At 65.2% G+C, this 16421-nt stretch carries 17 protein-coding genes; 12 read left to right on the top strand and 5 right to left on the bottom strand.

Annotated features, from left to right (window positions below):
* Positions 1-174 precede the first annotated feature (174 nt).
* The 3 genes from P1K32_RS05685 to P1K32_RS05675 all read left to right on the top strand — a co-directional run bounded on the left by P1K32_RS05685 (position 175) and on the right by P1K32_RS05675 (position 3207).
* Positions 175-636, top strand: a complete 462-nt coding sequence (locus P1K32_RS05685; protein WP_276251730.1) for a histidine kinase — start codon at positions 175-177, stop codon at positions 634-636.
* 36 nt (positions 637-672) lie between these two features.
* The gene (locus P1K32_RS05680) at positions 673-1851 is read left to right on the top strand and encodes a M20 family metallopeptidase (RefSeq protein ID WP_276251729.1); all 1179 of its coding nucleotides are present in this window, start codon (positions 673-675) and stop codon (positions 1849-1851) included.
* 75 nt (positions 1852-1926) lie between these two features.
* On the top strand, positions 1927-3207 hold the full coding sequence (locus P1K32_RS05675) for an endonuclease/exonuclease/phosphatase family protein (protein ID WP_276251728.1): 1281 nt from the start codon (positions 1927-1929) through the stop codon (positions 3205-3207).
* An 83-nt stretch (positions 3208-3290) separates the two neighbouring features.
* On the opposite strand, the gene P1K32_RS05670 is transcribed toward P1K32_RS05675, so the two are convergent.
* A complete protein-coding gene (locus P1K32_RS05670; protein WP_276251727.1) occupies positions 3291-4622 on the bottom strand; it encodes a transposase in 1332 nt (443 codons plus the stop codon).
* A gap of 287 nt (positions 4623-4909) precedes the next feature.
* On the opposite strand from P1K32_RS05670, the gene P1K32_RS05665 reads away from it, so the two are divergent.
* Together P1K32_RS05665 and P1K32_RS05660 are read left to right on the top strand one after the other, a co-directional pair.
* Positions 4910-6409 carry a carboxypeptidase M32 gene (locus P1K32_RS05665; RefSeq protein WP_276251726.1) on the top strand — a complete coding sequence of 500 codons (1500 nt, stop codon included), beginning with the start codon at positions 4910-4912 and terminating at the stop codon, positions 6407-6409.
* Between the two features lie 82 nt (positions 6410-6491).
* The gene (locus tag P1K32_RS05660) at positions 6492-7478 is read left to right on the top strand and encodes a methyl-accepting chemotaxis protein (RefSeq protein ID WP_276251725.1); all 987 of its coding nucleotides are present in this window, start codon (positions 6492-6494) and stop codon (positions 7476-7478) included.
* A 4-nt stretch (positions 7479-7482) separates the two neighbouring features.
* On the opposite strand, the gene P1K32_RS05655 is transcribed toward P1K32_RS05660, so the two are convergent.
* Positions 7483-8031, bottom strand: coding sequence for a DUF3592 domain-containing protein (locus P1K32_RS05655; protein ID WP_276251724.1), 549 nt, complete (start codon positions 8029-8031; stop codon positions 7483-7485).
* Between the two features lie 147 nt (positions 8032-8178).
* On the opposite strand from P1K32_RS05655, the gene ubaA reads away from it, so the two are divergent.
* Together ubaA and P1K32_RS05645 are read left to right on the top strand one after the other, a co-directional pair.
* A complete protein-coding gene (gene ubaA, locus P1K32_RS05650) occupies positions 8179-8985 on the top strand; it encodes an SAMP-activating enzyme E1 (RefSeq protein WP_276251723.1) in 807 nt (268 codons plus the stop codon).
* A 75-nt stretch (positions 8986-9060) separates the two neighbouring features.
* The gene (locus P1K32_RS05645) at positions 9061-9426 is read left to right on the top strand and encodes a DUF5658 family protein (protein ID WP_276251722.1); all 366 of its coding nucleotides are present in this window, start codon (positions 9061-9063) and stop codon (positions 9424-9426) included.
* A 9-nt stretch (positions 9427-9435) separates the two neighbouring features.
* Here the strand turns inward: P1K32_RS05645 and P1K32_RS05640 are convergent, their stop codons facing one another.
* Positions 9436-10347: a cobalamin-binding protein gene (locus P1K32_RS05640; RefSeq protein ID WP_276251721.1), complete on the bottom strand. Its 912-nt coding sequence runs from the start codon at positions 10345-10347 to the stop codon at positions 9436-9438.
* Between the two features lie 88 nt (positions 10348-10435).
* On the opposite strand from P1K32_RS05640, the gene P1K32_RS05635 reads away from it, so the two are divergent.
* The 4 genes from P1K32_RS05635 to P1K32_RS05620 all read left to right on the top strand — a co-directional run bounded on the left by P1K32_RS05635 (position 10436) and on the right by P1K32_RS05620 (position 13199).
* Complete coding sequence (locus P1K32_RS05635) at positions 10436-10960, top strand: RNA-binding protein (RefSeq protein WP_276251720.1); 525 nt, start codon at positions 10436-10438, stop codon at positions 10958-10960.
* Between the two features lie 89 nt (positions 10961-11049).
* Positions 11050-11409: a cell division protein SepF gene (locus tag P1K32_RS05630; protein ID WP_276251719.1), complete on the top strand. Its 360-nt coding sequence runs from the start codon at positions 11050-11052 to the stop codon at positions 11407-11409.
* A gap of 81 nt (positions 11410-11490) precedes the next feature.
* Positions 11491-12435 (top strand): ABC transporter ATP-binding protein, encoded by a 945-nt coding sequence (locus P1K32_RS05625; RefSeq protein ID WP_276251718.1) that lies wholly within the window; start codon positions 11491-11493, stop codon positions 12433-12435.
* A complete protein-coding gene (locus P1K32_RS05620; protein WP_276251717.1) occupies positions 12432-13199 on the top strand; it encodes an ABC transporter permease in 768 nt (255 codons plus the stop codon). Before P1K32_RS05625 ends, P1K32_RS05620 begins: the two co-directional genes overlap by 4 nt.
* Positions 13200-13568: 369 nt before the next feature.
* Here P1K32_RS05620 and P1K32_RS05615 read toward each other — a convergent pair whose 3' ends face one another.
* On the bottom strand, positions 13569-13961 hold the full coding sequence (locus P1K32_RS05615; protein ID WP_220586370.1) for a DUF5611 family protein: 393 nt from the start codon (positions 13959-13961) through the stop codon (positions 13569-13571).
* A 38-nt stretch (positions 13962-13999) separates the two neighbouring features.
* A complete protein-coding gene (locus P1K32_RS05610; RefSeq protein ID WP_276251716.1) occupies positions 14000-14848 on the bottom strand; it encodes a DUF7093 family protein in 849 nt (282 codons plus the stop codon).
* A 144-nt stretch (positions 14849-14992) separates the two neighbouring features.
* Between P1K32_RS05610 and P1K32_RS05605 the strand changes: the two genes are divergently transcribed.
* Positions 14993-16384, top strand: a complete 1392-nt coding sequence (locus P1K32_RS05605; protein WP_276251715.1) for a PKD domain-containing protein — start codon at positions 14993-14995, stop codon at positions 16382-16384.
* Positions 16385-16421 lie beyond the last annotated feature (37 nt).

Here is a 16421-nt window from a genome sequence, read left to right as displayed (position 1 = left end):
GGTCGGATAGCTATCAGCGACACAGCACGTGTGCGACAATACCTGCCATCCGAACCGAGGGCGCATGAATGAGCAGGTGTCGTGCGGTTCTGTACTTGAAGCTATCGTGCTCGTGCGGGCCCGCCGCGGTTTCAGGTCGGCTATTTGATACTATCTGTCGCATCTCAGCGTGCAATGGCAACCGACACTTCTACCTCGGCCGACACCGGCGTCCGCCTCGCAGACTGGCAGGCGGGCGTCGTCGGTGGTATCGCAGGGGCCGCCGTGATGGGCGTCCTCGTATCGCTCATGAACGCAGCAGTGCTGGCGGGTGCGATTCCCGCCCTGTACGGCCTCTCGGGCGGCGTCGCCGGCTGGGCCGTCCACCTCTCGCACGGCGCCGTCCTGGGAGTCGTCTTCGCGGCGCTTCTCGAACGGGGCTACCCCGGCGACCACTCAACCGGCACCGTCGTCGGGCTGGGCCTCTTCTGGGGGGTCCTCGCGTGGGTCGGCCTCGCGGCGCTCGTGATGCCCATCTGGCTCTCGGCCGTCGGCTTCCCGATGGCCCCGCCGTTCCCGAACTTCGCCCCGCCGAGCCTGCTGTGGCACGCCGCCTACGGTGGCGTCCTGGGCGTGGCGTACGCCGGGCTGCGGTAGAAAAAGAGCCAAACCCGTCGCGGCCGTCGCCCGGGTATGGACGTCGTCTCACTGACCGAGGAACTCGTCGCGATTCCGAGCCACGCCGACGAGGCCGCTGCCGGCGCCTTCGTCGCCGACTGGCTCCGCGAACACACTGAGGCCGCTGTCACTCACGACGTACACGGCAACGTCATCGCGCGCAAGGGGACGGGCGAGCCCTCGCTCGCGCTGGTCGGCCACCACGACGTCGTGCCGCCGGACGAGTCGCAGGTCGACGAGGACGGTGAGTACGTGGTCGAGCGCCGCGAGACCACGGACGGTGCGAGCGGGAGTGAAACGACACGCGAGGGCCGCGAGGCCGAACGGAGTGAGGCCTCGAACAGCGCGAGCGGGAGTGAAACGACACGCGAGCGCCTCTACGGCCGCGGTACCGCCGACATGAAGGGTTCGCTCGCGGCGGCGATGCTGACCTTCGCTACCGCCGACCCCACCGACGGTGAACTCGTCGTCGCCTCATTCGCCGGCGAGGAACAGGGCGGCGAGGGGTGTCGGGCCGCCGTCGAAGACGGGTTCGAGACCGACTACGCCGTCGTCGTGGAGGGGTCGACGGGCTACTCCGGGCCGGGGGTGACCGACGTGGCCGTCGCGCACAAGGGCCGGCGGGGGTCGACAATCGCCGCCGAGGGCGAGGCGGCCCACGCCAGCGAAGTCGACGCCGGCGAGAACGCCATCTATCGGGCGACCGACGCGGTCGACGTGGTCAGGGACCTCGACTCTCCGACCGCTGAGGTGCTGGGTCACGAGCTCCAGGGGAGCGTCGCGGTCACCGAAATCGACGGCGGCTCGGCCTGGAACGTCGTCCCCGAACGCTGCGAGGCGACCGTCGACGAGCGGACGGTGCCGGGCGAGCGCGCTCCCCTGGAGCGTATCGAGGATATCGCGGGCGTCTCCTTGCGGGTCGACCAGGACCTCCCGCCGATGGCCTGTGGCGACGCCGACTTCGCCGACGCCGTACTGGACGCAGCGACCGCGGCCCAGGACGCTGACCCCGAACACGTCGTCAAGCCACACGCGACCGACGCCGGCTGGCTCGCCGCCGCTGGCACCGACTGCGTCGTGGTCGGGGCCGCCGAACCCGGCGAGGCCCACACCGCGACCGAAAGCGTCTCAATCGACGTGCTGGAACGGTGCCGGCGAATCTACGACGGTGTGGTCGCGTCGTGGCTGGGATGACCGCCCCGCCGACACTCGATATAAATGGTACGGGAGACGACATTATTTCTGTCGGCTCTACGCAGTCTCCCGTGTATGCGTTCGCCGGACACCACACGCTCGCCAGTCACTCGCCGGGCCGTCCTCGGGAGCACGGCCGCTGTCGCCGCCGGACTCGCCGGGGCGACCGGGACAGCCGCCGGAGCGTCGCCCGCCGCGACGGTCATGACCCAGAACGCGTATCTCGGCTTCGACGTCGCCGAGCTGTTGCGGGCGGACTCACTGGCCGAGGTACGCGACGTTACCGGCGGGTTCCTCGCGGATATCGAGCCCGAGCTGTACGCGGCCCGCGCCGACAGCATCGCCGCGGCTGTCGAGACCGCCGACGTGGACGTGCTGGCCCTGCAGGAAGCGGTGTTGCTCCGACGGCAGGACACGGGTGCGTACGGCACAGATTCGAGGGCGGCGGCCGGCGAGGTGGTGGTCGACCTGCTCGACCGGATTCGGACGGCGCTGGCCGAGCGGGGGCTCGACTACACCGTCGCCGCCGAGTCGGTGGCCAACGACTTCGAACTGCCCGCCGAGACCGACGACGACCCGGTCGACCTCCGTATCACCGACCGTGACGTGCTCCTCGTCCGGAGCGACCTCGACACCGCCGACCCGGTGACGGCGACCTACGACGCCGCGCTGGAACTCCCGATACCCGAGAGCGACCGGACCTTACCCATCACTCGCGGCTACAGCGCGGCCGACGTGACCGTCGGCGGCGTCGACGTCCGGGCCGTCTCGACCCATCTGGCGTCGGCCTCGCCCCGATACAGACGCCGGCAGGCACAGGAACTGCTCGACGCGCTCCCCGCGACGGGGCCGGTGGTCGTCTGTGGCGACCTCAACAGCGCTCCGGGCGAGGACGCCTACGACCTGCTGACGCGCTCGCTGACCGACCCCTACCCCGAGCTCCGGCCCGACGCGAACGGTGCCACCTGCTGTCAGGCCAAGGACCTGCGCAACGACGAGTCACTGCTTTCCCGACGCATCGACACGGTGCTGTACCGCGGCTCGGTCCGCCCGACAGCTATCGACCGCGTCGGCGACCAGCCGGAGGACCGAACCGCGGTCGAGGTCGATGGCGAGACGGTCCGCGTCTGGCCCTCGGACCACGCGGGCGTCGTCGGGACGTTCGAGCTCTCTTCGGAGTCGGCCACGGCGACACCGTCCCGGGCGCAGTCCTCTCCCACTGGGACGCCGCCCACTGCCACGACAGCGTCGGGCTCGCCTACCACGGGTGCGTCGGGTCCCGGGTTCGGCGCTTCTTCGGCGCTCCTCGGGCTGGTGCTTGGCGCCGGGGCGTGGCTGTGCCGGCGGACCCAGTGACGTCCAGGCTTTCCGCCGGCAACGCGTCTGTGACATCCTCCGCGCCGTAAACGGCGCGGCTTCCCACGCATGTGGAATACCAGCTAAGTGCGATTATCGCTGGTAGAGGGTTCCGACCCGTGGAACGCCGAGAGAGTCATTTGCGAGTGTTTCTCGCTCATCTCACGGTGTCGTTTGAAAGACGCGTTGCGTCTTTCGTGATCACGAGACGGCTTCGCCGTCTCGAACGAGGTCGTGGTGCTGTCACAGGCACTCCCACCCCGCGGCGAGTCACTGCCTGCCGGTTTCAGCGGCACGCTCTCTCCCCACGGGTCAGCCCGTCGTGCAACGTTAATTGCGCCGTTTATGTCGCCCTGAAACTCCGTGACGCGGCACTCGTCATTGGTACACCGAAATGTGCCTTGTGTGGCCCTGTTTCCGATGTAGCCGCAGGCGTGGCACGTCTGACTGGTGTACTCCGGTCGGACGTACTCAACGGGGATACCAGCCTCCCGTGCTTTGTCCTTGACGCGGTTCTGTAACCGAGCAAACGCCCACGCATGGAGCCGCCGGTTCATGTAAGAACCGTAGTCCATCTCCTCACGGATGTAGGTCAGATTCTCCATCACGATTACCGGCTTCTCGAAACCACGGGCGTACTCAACGGCCTGTCGAGACGCTTTCTCGACAATATCCGTGAGTGCGTTCTGGTAGTGGTCGAATCGCTCGTTAATCCGCCACTCGGCGGCGTCACGCTCTTGGAGTCTTTTCAGGGTCGTGTGCATCTCTTTGCGGAGATGCTTCGCACGGCTCCCGTCACACACGAACGGGCCAGTTGGTGAACCGTCCTTGAGGGCACAGCCCGTTATCAGGGCAGTTTCACCAATATCCAGACCGATGTGTGTCACGTCGTCGCCGTCTATCGCGTAGTCGGGTTCTTCGACCGGAAATTCGACAGTGACGTGTAGCGTCCACGATGTGCGATTGCGTTGCAGGCGGAGTTGGCCCGCCGAAGCGTCCCCGTCCACGAGGTCGTGCCACAGTCCCTCTTGTTCGGGGTTGATACGAAGCGGTATCCAGAAATTCGTTCCGCGACCGGGCTGGGGTGCCCACCATGTAAACTCGTATTCTCGCGCCGGAGAGTGATCAAACTCGGCGGCTTGATTGGTGAGCCGAACCGGGTGGTCGTCGTCTAACTCTTGAGCGCCGTAGGCGCCGTGCAGTTGTGGAACGTAGTTGCAGAGGGCCGCTTTTGCCTGATACGGCAGGTCGTAAGGCGTCACCACTTCGCTAGTTGCGCTCATCGTGTCGCACCCGGCGTCAAACGCCTCGTGTAGCCCCTCACGGTAGGTTTCGAGCAGATCACACAGTTTCCCCTCCTTGTGGGCTGTCGGCGGGGCGAGTGTGGCTTCGAGCGTCTTAGTCGCCGTTTCCATCTATCTCTAATCCTTGTTCAATTAGCTCGCGGTAGGCACGCGGATGGCGGAGTACCATTCTTGTGAGCGTACACTTTGACCCGCTCGTGCAGGTCACCACCGCACTTCATATCAGTATCTGTTTACACAATAATTTATACTTTTCACTCCAATAAATACTTATGTTGGCTATTCAGTTAGGCAACAGTGTGGCTATTGTGGCACGGAGCTCACGCGATTCACTCCCGCCGTAAACGGCGGGATTCTCTAGCGGAACCAAGATAGGCCAGCCAGTCTAACCCCCTGCCATGGCAACGACGACCGAGACGAGCGAGACCTACGAGCAGTTCATAGAGCACGTCCGGCAGCTCCACTACGTCTCCGATGCGGGGAGCGTCCTCCAGTGGGACCAGCAGGTGATGATGCCCGAGGGCGGCACGCCCGCCCGCGCCAAGCAGTCTTCCGCCCTCTCGACGCTGCACCACGACCTGCTGACCGACGACCAGCTGGGCGAGTGGCTGGACGAACTCGAGGCGGCGGACCTCGACGCCGAGGAGGCGGCCGTCGTCCGGGAGGTCCGACGGGACCACGAACGCGCGGTGCGGGTCTCCTCGGATCTCGTCGAGCGCATCTCGGAAGCGTCCTCGAACGCCCTGCCGGTCTGGGAGGAGGCCAAGGCCGAGGACGACTTCGAGATGTACGCCGACACGCTCGAAGAGATGGTACAGCTCCGACGGGAGTACGCCGCCGCCATCGACCCCGACCGGGACCCCTACGAGGTTCTCTTTGAGGAGTACGAGCCGTACCTGGGTATCGACACCGCTGAGGACGTCCTCACGACGCTGCGGGACGAACTGGTTCCCCTCATCGACGACATCGCCGACAGCGACGTCACCCTCGCGGATCCCTTCTCGGGAACCTACGACGACGACACCCAGCACGCGCTCGTCGAGGACGCCCTCGCCACGCTGGGATACGACTGGGACCACGGCCGCCTTGACACTGCGCCCCACCCGTTCTCCACGGGGACGCAGTTCGACGCCCGCGTCACCACCCGCTTCAAGCCCGACGACCCGATGGACGCCGTCGGTTCGACCATCCACGAGTTCGGCCACGCCACCTACACGCTCGGACTCCCACGGGAGCAGTACGGCACACCGCTGGGCGACAACCGGGACCTCTCGGTCCACGAGTCACAGTCGCGATTCTGGGAGAACCACGTCGGCCGCTCCCGGCCGTTCTGGGACCACTTTGCCGAGACGGCCAACGACCACCTCGGCATCGACGCCTCGCCCCGCGAGTTCTACGAGGCCGCAAACACGGTCCACCCGGACAACCTGATTCGCGTGGAGGCCGACGAACTCACCTACCACATGCACATCGTCCTCCGCTTCGAAATCGAGCGGGACCTGATTCGGGGCGACCTGGCCGTCGAGGACGTGCCACAGGTCTGGAACGAGAAGATGGAGGAGTACCTCGGTGTGCGACCCGAGACCGACGCCGAGGGCTGTCTGCAGGACATCCACTGGACCAACGGCGCTATCGGCTACTTCCCGACGTACACGCTCGGCTCGGTGCTTGCCGCCCAGCTTGACCACCACCTCCGGGCCGACGTGGGCGACGTGGACACGCTCGTTCGTGACGGCGACTTCGATGACATCCACGACTGGCTCACCGAGAACGTCCACCGCCACGGCGCCCGCTACGAGACCGACGACCTGGTGCGCGAGGCGACCGGCGAGTCCGTTAGTGCCGACCACTTCCTCGCCTACGCCGACGAGAAGTACCGCGACCTCTACGACTGCTGACACTCTCTCGACGGTTCGGTTTTCAGATTTGATTCCATTAGGCATGGCGCTTTTTGTGCGCAGTTCCCTTGCCAGTCGTGTTATGGCCGAATCAGAGCTCGGGAGTCCCGACGTCTCAGCAAGCGCCGACATCGACGACGATATCGACGCCGATATCGAGGACGATATCGCCGAGAACATCGACCGGCAGGCCGGCTACGACCACGAGGTCGCAAGCGAGATACAGACGCTGCTTGCCGAACTGGAGAACTCGTCGGTCGACATCGCCCGGGAGACGGCCGACATCCGCGAGCGGACCGCAGAGCAGTACGAGGGGATGGCCGAAATCGCCAGCGAGGTGTCGAACCTCTCGGCGTCCGTCGAGGAGATTGCCTCATCCTCGGAGGAGGTCTCGGCGGCCTCTCGCGAGGCCACCCAGCTCGCTGAACGGGGCCAGGACAACGCCGAAGACGTCCACGAGGCGATGGAGGCTATCCAGCAGGCCGCCGACAGCGTCGCCCAGGACGTTCGCACGATTCAACAGGGCGTCCAGGAGATAGACGAAATCGTCGAGGTCATCAACGACATCGCCGACCAGACGAATATGCTGGCGCTGAACGCCTCCATCGAGGCTGCTCGCGCCGGCGAGGCCGGCGAGGGATTCGCTGTCGTCGCCGACGAGGTTAAATCACTCGCCGAGGAGTCCCAGCAACAGGCGACCGCCATCGAGCAGATGATAGACGGCATTCAGGACGACACCGAGAACGCCGTCGAGAGTCTCGAAACGAGCAACCAACAGATAGACGACGGTATCGACACCGTCGAGGAATCGACGAAGATTCTCTCGGATATCGACGACGCCGTCCGTGAGGTCAACCACGGCATCGAAGAGGTCGCGACCGCCACGGACCAACAGGCCGCTTCCACCGAGGAAGTGGCGAGTATGGTCGACCAGGCGACCGACGCCGCCGAGGTCATCGCCGACGCGACGGCCGACATCGCCGACGAGGCCGAGGGCCAGACCGACCAGATAGCCGGTATCAACCGGAAGATGGACGACCTCGTCGAAGACCTCCAGCGGAACAATTAGGCCCTCAGCGGAGTTCGCGTGCGCGTGCTTGCCGGCGCGCCTGATACAGTCCTATGCCAGCGACGAGACAGACGAGGACGCCGACGATGATGGCCCCTATCGGCAGTCCGGACCGGGATGGTTCGAGGAACGCCTGCCCCGGTGCGTCGGGGTCGACGTAGGCCGTGACGCGCTCGCCGACGGTGTAGTCCGACAGACGTGACGCTGCGACCGCTCTCTCCCCGTACTGGGGCTGTGTATCCCCCGGATAGATTCCGTCCGACGTGTAGTCGGTCCCCTGAAACCGGTACTGGAACGTCACGACCGGGACGTACGCTGTCCGTCCTCGCGACGATTCGACCGCTTCGATGCTGGTGTCCGTGATTTCGGCCGACACCTCGACGCTGTTTTCCAGCGCCGCGGAATCGGACACGTACGAGTAAGCGCCGACCCCGACGATACCGAGACCGACAAGCAGGACGAAGATGCTCATCGCCGTCCCCGGCTTGGGCGGCTGGACGGGCAAGCCCATGCCAGCCCGTCGTCCGCTGTCCGGCTCCTCCCCATCACTCATATATCGCCTTGGCAGCCCAGGGGAATAAGTCTCAGGTCCCCGATAGGTGCGCTCAGGACGACGGCGGCGACAACCGCCACCCGAGACGGCGACGCTGTGGCCATCTGCATCCCGTCGCTTATATCCGACGGTAGCCAACACGCCGCTATGCGACCGGACCTCGACCCCGAACAGCTCGACCGTTACTCCCGCCACATCATCATGGACGACGTGGGGCCGGCGGGGCAGGCGGCGCTGCTCGACACCGCCGTGCTGGTAGTCGGCGCGGGCGGGCTCGGGTCGCCGGTCCTGCAGTATCTCGCCGCCGCCGGTGTGTGCCGCCTCGGTATCGTCGACGACGACCGCGTCGAGCGGTCGAACCTCCAGCGCCAGATTATCCACGCCGACGGCGACGTGGGCCGGCCGAAGGTCGACAGCGCCCGCGAGTTCGTCGCCGATTTGAACCCCGACGTGACCGTCGACGCCCACGAGCTTCGGCTGTCGGCCGACACCGTCGCTGACCTCGTCGCCGACTACGACATCGTCGTCGACGCCTCCGACAACTTCGCGACCCGCTTTCTGGTCAACGACGCCTGCACGCTCGCCGGGGTCCCCTTCTCTCACGGCGCCGTCTTCCGCTTCGAGGGCCAGGTGACCACGTTCACCGGCGAGGGCCCCTGCTACCGATGTCTGTTCCCGAAAGCCCCGCCCGCGGGTACCGTCCCCGACTGCTCGACGGCCGGCGTGCTGGGGGTCCTCCCGGGGACCATCGGCTGTCTACAGGCCACTGAAGTCTGCAAACTCGCGATGGCCTACGGCGAGACCCTCGACGGCCGCCTGTTGGCGTTCGACGCCGGCTCGATGTCGGTAGACGAGGTGCCTATCGCGCCGAACCCGGACTGCCCGGTGTGTGGCGACGACCCCGCCATCGACGACATCTCCGAGGCGAGCTACGACGGCCGCTGTGAGCTGTAGCCAGTTCTCACGGCCGATAACTGGGAGCGGAGCTTTACAGTTCGGAATTTGCAACGTAGTCGTAGAGCGTTCTCAATGTCCACCTCGTCGCCTCGAACCCTCGCCGGCCGGCTGCAACGCCCCGACTACGTCGAACTCGTCTTCGGCATCGTGTTCGTCTGGGGGACTGGCGACCTACTTTCGACGTTCGCCGCGCTGCACTTTACCGGCCTCTGGGCCGAGGCGAACCCGCTGGTGCGGACGCTGCTGGCCCGCGACCCACTTCTGGTCGTCGCGCTGAAAGGCGCCGTCATGCTGGTCGTGGGGCTCGTCCTCTTCAGATACCAGGAGGACGTCGAACAACTGCCGCGGTGGCGGTTCCTGCTCGGCGGGCTCCTCGGCGTGGGCTCCGGCGTCGTCGCGATAAACCTCTACGTTGCGCTCTCGGCTGCACCCCTCTGAACGCTGTTTTCAGGCGCGCAGCGGCGCCAGCTCGGCCACGGCGTCCCGCGGTGGCGAGTCGAACAGGTCGGGGTGACACAGCGCCGCCAGAAACTCCAGCGTGTCGACCAGCCGGGGGCCCGACCGGTTCACGTAGTGGTGCCCGTCCACGACGTAGGCTCGCCCCTCGCGCACCGCCCGGAGGTCGTCGAAGCCGGGTCGCTCGGTAACGTCAGTGAGGTTCTCGTGGGTCTGGTCGATGTCGAACCCGCAGGGCGCGGCCACCAGCACGTCGGGGTCGTACGCCCTGACCTCGTCCCATTCGCGGGGGCGAGAGTGCGCCCCGCGCTCGGCCATGCCGTACTCGCCACCCGCCAGCTCGACCATCTCGGGAACCCAGTGGCCCGCGACCATCACCGGGTCCAGCCAGTCCAGCACGGCGACGCTGGGCGTCTCGCTCGCCTGCGCGGCGGTCGTCTCGACGGCGGCCACCCGTTCCCGGAGGTTCGCCACGAGCTCTGTCGCCCGCTCGTCGCGGTCGATTGCTGCGCCGACGCGGTGGATGCTCTCGAAGAGGCCGTCGAGGCTGTGGATGTCCAGCGTCAGTACCTCGGCCTCCAGGCCGAGCTCCGCGACGGCAGCTTCGACCAGCACGTGGTCGACGGCACAGACGTCACAGACTCCCTGCGTAATGACGACGTCGGGGTCGACTGCCGCGAGCGCCTCACGGTCGACGGCGTAGACGCCGTCGCCGTCTTCAGCCTCGGCGACCTGCTCGTTTATCTCGCTGCTCGAGGCCTCCGGGTCTACCCGGGAGCGGTTGACCGAAGGCTGCTCGCGGGCCGCCGGCGGGTAGTCACACTCGTGTGAGACCCCGACCGGCTCGACCCCGAGCGCGTAGACGATCTCCGTGGCGGACGGCAGCAGGGTGACGACGCGCATGGGGGTCCTACGGGCGGGTGGGTCTAAAGACTCGCGTCGCTCCCGTGCCTTCGTTACGCTTACGCCCCCTGACCGCGCAGTCGCTCGTATGAACGTCAAATCTCGCCACCACCTCCGCTCGGACGCGGTCGACGACATCGCCGACGCGCTCGCGGACAACCTCGGCGTCGAACTGGACGCCGACAGCTTCGAGAAAGTCGAGTTCGAGGACAGCGACTGGGACGTTGTCCTCGTCGACGGCGAGCCGTTCGTGCTCTACGTCGAGAGCGAGGCCCAGGGGGCCTCGGACGGAGGCGGCAACGCCGCCGGAGCCGAACCGTTTCTCACGGTCCAGGGCGCCAACGTCCACCCGCCCGAGAAACACGTCGTCACCGTCGACACCGGCGCTATCTCCTTTGTCTCCGACGGTGCCGACATCATGCGCCCCGGCATCACCGAGGCCGACGACGACATCAGCGACGGTGACCTGGTCGCCATCAACGAGGAGGCCCACGGGAAGTTCCTCGCTATCGGCCGTGCGAGGACCGACGGGTCGGATATGGTCGGCGAGTCGGGGAAGGTCGTCGAGTCCATCCACCACGTCGGGGACGACCTCTTCGAGTTCTCGGTGTAGGCGGACCTGCCCGCTGTTCAGGGCATATATCCAGCTCGACCATCATGTCTGACGTAAAGTTGAAACGGGTAGCGCCCGCTCTCCGTGATATGGGACTAATGAGCAAGATTCTCGGCGAGTCGGGGCCGTCCCGGAAGACGGACGACTACGTCGAACTGAACGCCGACAACTTCGACACCGGGGCCGTCGAGTCCGAGCGACAGGTACGCATCGCCCGAATCAGCGGGTCGAAAGACGTCATCGACATCAAAGACGCCGTCTACGACGGCGACATCGTTGTGGCCGACATCACGCGCCACTCCACGCAGGACACCACGATGGAACGCATCAGCGACGAGCTCAAGCAGGTCGCCGACGAGGTCGGCGGCGACATCGTCCAGAAGGACGACGACCAGCTCATCATCACGCCCGCCGGAGTCACCGTCTCCCGCGAGCGGCTGGGTCAGTAACACCCGCGTCACCGGCTGACACGGCTGTCATTGGCGGAGCGGTCCAATGTGCTTTTCGGTGCTGGGCCGATAGGGACGGCAATGACGGAACTGGCTATTCGAACACGGGAGTTACGCAAGAACTACGGCGACGTGCAGGCGTTAGACGGGCTGGACCTGACTGTCGACCGCGGCGAGTTCTTCGGATTACTCGGTCCCAACGGCGCTGGCAAGACGACGTTCATCAACACGCTCGTCGGCCTCGTGAAAAAGAACAGCGGCACCGCCGAGGTCTTCGGCTACGACGTCGAGGACGACTACCGCGAGGCACGCGACCGCATCGGCCTGGCGCCCCAGGAGTTCAATGTCGACCGCTTCTTCCCTATCATCGAAGTTCTAGAGCACAAGGCCGGCTATCACGGTATCGGTAGCGAGGAGGCCAGTCGCCGGGCCGAGGAGGCCCTGAAAACCGTGGGCATCTGGGAGAAACGCGACACCCGCTTCGACTGGCTCTCGGGCGGGATGAAACGCCGCTTCGTCCTCGCACGCGCACTGGTCTCGAACCCCGACCTGCTGATTCTGGACGAGCCCACGGCCGGCGTCGACGTTCAGCTACGCCACGACCTCTGGGACATCATCAACCGGATGAACGACGAGGGGACCACCATCCTGCTGACGACCCACTACATCGAGGAGGCCGAGCGGCTCTGTGACCGCGTCGCCATCATGGATTCGGGCCGGAAAGTCGAGGTCGCCGCCCCGGACGAACTGATGGCCCGGGGCACCGACACCATCGACATCGGGCTGGCCGACCCGCCACGCACCGCGCCGCGACTCGACGTCGAGGGTGTCTCCGAGGTGGCCGTCACCGACGACGGCCTCAGCGTCACCGCTGCCGGCGGGAGTCAGACCGCCCCCGGCCTCATGCGCGAACTCGAACGCCAGGGCCACACCGTCATCTCGCTTGACATCCGCCGGGCCTCCCTCGAAGAGGTGTTCGTGAACCTGACCCGTGACGACCGCGAGTTCGCGGAGGTGTCGGCGTGAACACGAACACGATCCAGTTCGCGACGCTGGTACGTCGTGAAATCCTCCGGTTCGTGCGACGCCCGTACAACACGTTCCTGCCACCGATTATCACGAACACGCTGTATTTCGCCGTGTTCGGTGTGATACTCGGCAACCGAATCGGGGAGATTGCGGGCGTGAGCTACCTCCAGTTCGTCCTGCCGGGGCTGGTGGTTCTTGGGGCTATCTCGGATAGCTTCGAGAACGCCTCCTTTACTATCTTCCACGGGCGGTGGAACGACTACATTCAGGCGGTGCTGACCTCGCCGATGTCGAATCGCAGTATGGTGACGGCCTACGTCTCGGCGAGCGCGCTCAGAGGGATCGTCACCTCCCTGCTGATTGTCGGTGTGGGACTGGTGTTCACGTCCGTCCCCGTCGCCAATCCACTGTATCTGGTCGCCTTCCTGCTGATTATCACCACGCTATTTGGCGGCCTCGGCGTCATTGGCGGGCTCTGGGCGAGCGACTTCGACTACCTCACCGTGATGAACCAGTTCATCCTCCGGCCGCTGGTGTTCTTCGGGGCGGTGTTCTACTCGCTCGACGTCCTGCCGCCGCTCTGGCGGAACGTCTCCTTGCTCAACCCGATGGTCTACATGGTCAACGGCGTCCGCTACGGGATGATCGGGGTCACGGAAATCGACCCGAACACCTCGCTGGTCGTCCTGACCGGCGTGACCGTGGTCGTGCTGGCGATCGACCTCCTGCTGTTCAAACGGGGCTACGGGCTCGCCGAGTAGGGCGCGCACGGCACCAGCCCGGCCGACCGTCGCTATCGCTCATACGACGTTCACGCCGTGTCGACTGCCGACGGTCGAGAGAGCGGAAAAACGGACGTGCCAAAGTGGCCGGATTGGGGCCGCTTCCGGCGGAGCGGACAAACTATGACAGGGGGAACGCACCCGCAGGACCGCGGGTCCGTCGGTGGTCCGGATACTTCAGTTCGCCTCCGGCGGGGCGTATGTGAACGTATGTCACGGAGATATTTAGGCATATCGGCAGTGTCTCATTGCCGATAGCGACAAGCGGCGTCTGTACAGCGTGGTGTCATCAGGTCCCAGTATGCTCGGTCCCCGGAACGGTCACCGACAAACGGGTAAACTGACCAATCAGACGTTGTCGGGCGCGTCGGCGTCGTCCTCGACGTCGCGCTTTAGCGAGTCCCGCCGGGCCTTGGCGTCGCGACCGGTCGCCTCTTCGAGGAAGTTGTTCTTCTTGCTGACGGCGTCTTCGGCGGCGTCGACGTGGCCCTCGGCGATGACCTCCTCGGCCGGGCGCTCGTCGATGTGCAGCGCCAGCTTGTCCTTCTTGCTCCCGTAGGAGACGGTGCCGGCGACGACGCGCTCGAAGACCGGATTGTCGGGTTCGTCGACGACCAGGAGGTCACTACCGTTGTGTTCCTCCGTATCGGTTACTGGACCGAAGTACTCCTCGACGAACGCTTCCATGTCCGGGACGCGGTCTTCGAGGTGCTCGCCGCGTCGCATCTTGTACTCTCGCATGGGCGTCGTTTTGCAAGGCGCCGTCTTACCCTTTGCGTTCACTCCGCGGTGGTTTCGAGTGCCCCTTTGTGACACTCGGGACAGAAATCGCCCGCCCGCAGCGAGCTCGAGGCCACGTCGGTGGTGAAGTCACACTCGGGACAGATGAACTGCCCGTTCGGGACCGTCATGCCCGTTCCGCCGAACGGCTCGACCTCTGACGACTCCTCGTCATCTTCGTCCGCCCCGGTGGCCACCGTCTCGGGCGTCCAGTCGTCGCCGTCGTTGTCGGGTTCGTCGGGCCACTCGCCCGGCTCCCGGTCGTCGACCACGGAGTCGCCCTCGTCGTCGCCGTCGATTATCACGCCGTCGTCGGACTCCGGGTCGCTCGCGACCGCTGGTTCCTCGGCGTCCAGCTCCTCACCGTCGGCCACCGACACCTCGGTCGACGGGTTCTCGAGTTCGCTGTCCCCACCAGCGGGCGCCTCCTCGTCATCGTCGTCGAGTATCTCCGCATCGTCGGCGTCGGGGTCCACGGCATCGACGGTGCTATCGTCGATATCGTCACGCTCGCCCGACACCGCTGGCTCCTGTTCGTCCGCCTCCGGGGCTGTTTCGTCCTCCGGCGTCGCGTCGTCGGACGGATCTTCCTCGACCGACGCCCCGTCACCGTCCGCCGTCTCGTCGGCCGTCGGCTCCGCGTCGTCGATCATGTCCCCGGCGATGTCCGACGGTGTCTCGATAGCGGTCACTTCCTTGTTCTCCGAGACGATACGCGTCTTCCCGCAGCGCTTGCAGGTCTCACGTTCCTGAATCGTGATGACGACCTCGCTGCCCTGTTCCTCCCGTTCGCGTTCGACTTCCGCCTCACCGTACTTGTGCCCGATGACGGAGCATTTGAGACCCATTGTCAGTCAATGTTGCCGTGGCATACTTAAACCCTGCCCGTCGGTTGCCGGGGGGTGATACCGCCGCTTCCGTCGAATCCGCCATATTCGTTTCATCGATGCTGTCCGTAATTTTATAAAGGATTCGACGGCCAGTTACCGGCAATGCGCGTCGGAGCCCTCCTGCTGCTCGCGGCTGTCGTACTGTTCTCGACGAGTGGTATCGCCGCTGCGGCGGACAACACCGCACCGATGCCCGAAGCGGGCGTCGACCAGACGGTCCCGGTCAACTCGACGGTGTACCTGGACGGGACCGCCTCGCGGGACCCCGACGGTGAGATTACGAACGTCTCCTGGACTATCGAGACACCCAGTGGCGGGACGATATCGCCGGACTGTGAAAACTGCAACCGGACGGAGTTCGACGCCACTGCGCTGGGCCAGTACACGGTGACACTAACCGTCACCGACGACGACGGCGCGACCCGCTCGGATACGCTCTATGTCACCACGACTAACGAGAGCGGGCCCGACGTTTCGGTTTCCGGTCCGACCGCGACGGCGTCGGGTAGCAATGCGACGTTCACCGCGAACGTCTCGGCCGAGGAAGCGTCACTCCAGACGCTGACGTGGTTGGTCAACGGCAGCGTCGTCGAGCGGGACTCGTTGAACGGCTCGGCGGCGAACCGCTCGTTCACGCACTCCTTCGACGAGACCGGGACACCGTCCGTCCGCGCCGTGGCCTACGACACGCTCGGAAATCGCGGCAGCGCGACGCATCGGGTTTCGGTTGGGAGTGTTGGTGGTGGTGATGGCGTCATTGGCACTGGCAGCTACGACCCCGAATGTCCCAACCAAGGGTGCGGTGCTGATATGCGATACACTCTCGAGAACGGGGAGAAGATAATCGCCGATGGAGACAACGACGGCAAGGTCAAGACCTATATCGACGGTCAGCTCACTGCTATCGACACCGACGCGCCGAGCGTGAAAGAGAGACCGGGCAGCGGATATACAATTGAAGATGGGGCCGACAACGTTGACGAGAAACATCGGACGGATATGTTTATTAACGATGAGGGGAACGCAGTGGAGGAGCCGGACGCCCCCGGATTTGGTGGAGACTCGGATCTCCCCGGATTTGGCGGAGACTCGGCTCTCCCCGGCCTTGGTGGAGACTCGGATCTCCCCGGATTTGGCGGAGACTCGGCTCTCCCCGGCCTTGGTGGAGACTCGGCTCTCCCCGGCCTTGGCGACGGAAAATCGGATAGCAGTGACGACAGCGGAAAATCGGATAGCAGTGACGACAGCGGAAAATCGGATAGCAGTGACGACAGCGGAAAATCGGATAGCAGTGACGACAGCGGAAAATCGGATAGCAGTGACGACAGCGGAAAATCGGATAGCAGTGACGACGGCGGAAAATCGGATAGCAGTGACGACGGCGGAAAATCGGATAGCAGTGACGACGGCGGAAAATCGGATAGCAGTGACGACGGCAACAGTGACGATGGTGGTGGCTTCGGTGACGGCGGTATTTTCGACCCACTGGTCTAACCTGAATCGAAGTTCTCAGGTGTCCGTTTCACACTGA

The sequence above is a fragment of the Haloarcula rara genome (genome assembly GCF_029338235.1).
Lineage (GTDB): Archaea > Halobacteriota > Halobacteria > Halobacteriales > Haloarculaceae > Haloarcula > Haloarcula rara.
This window is presented reverse-complemented; position numbering and strand designations above follow the sequence as displayed.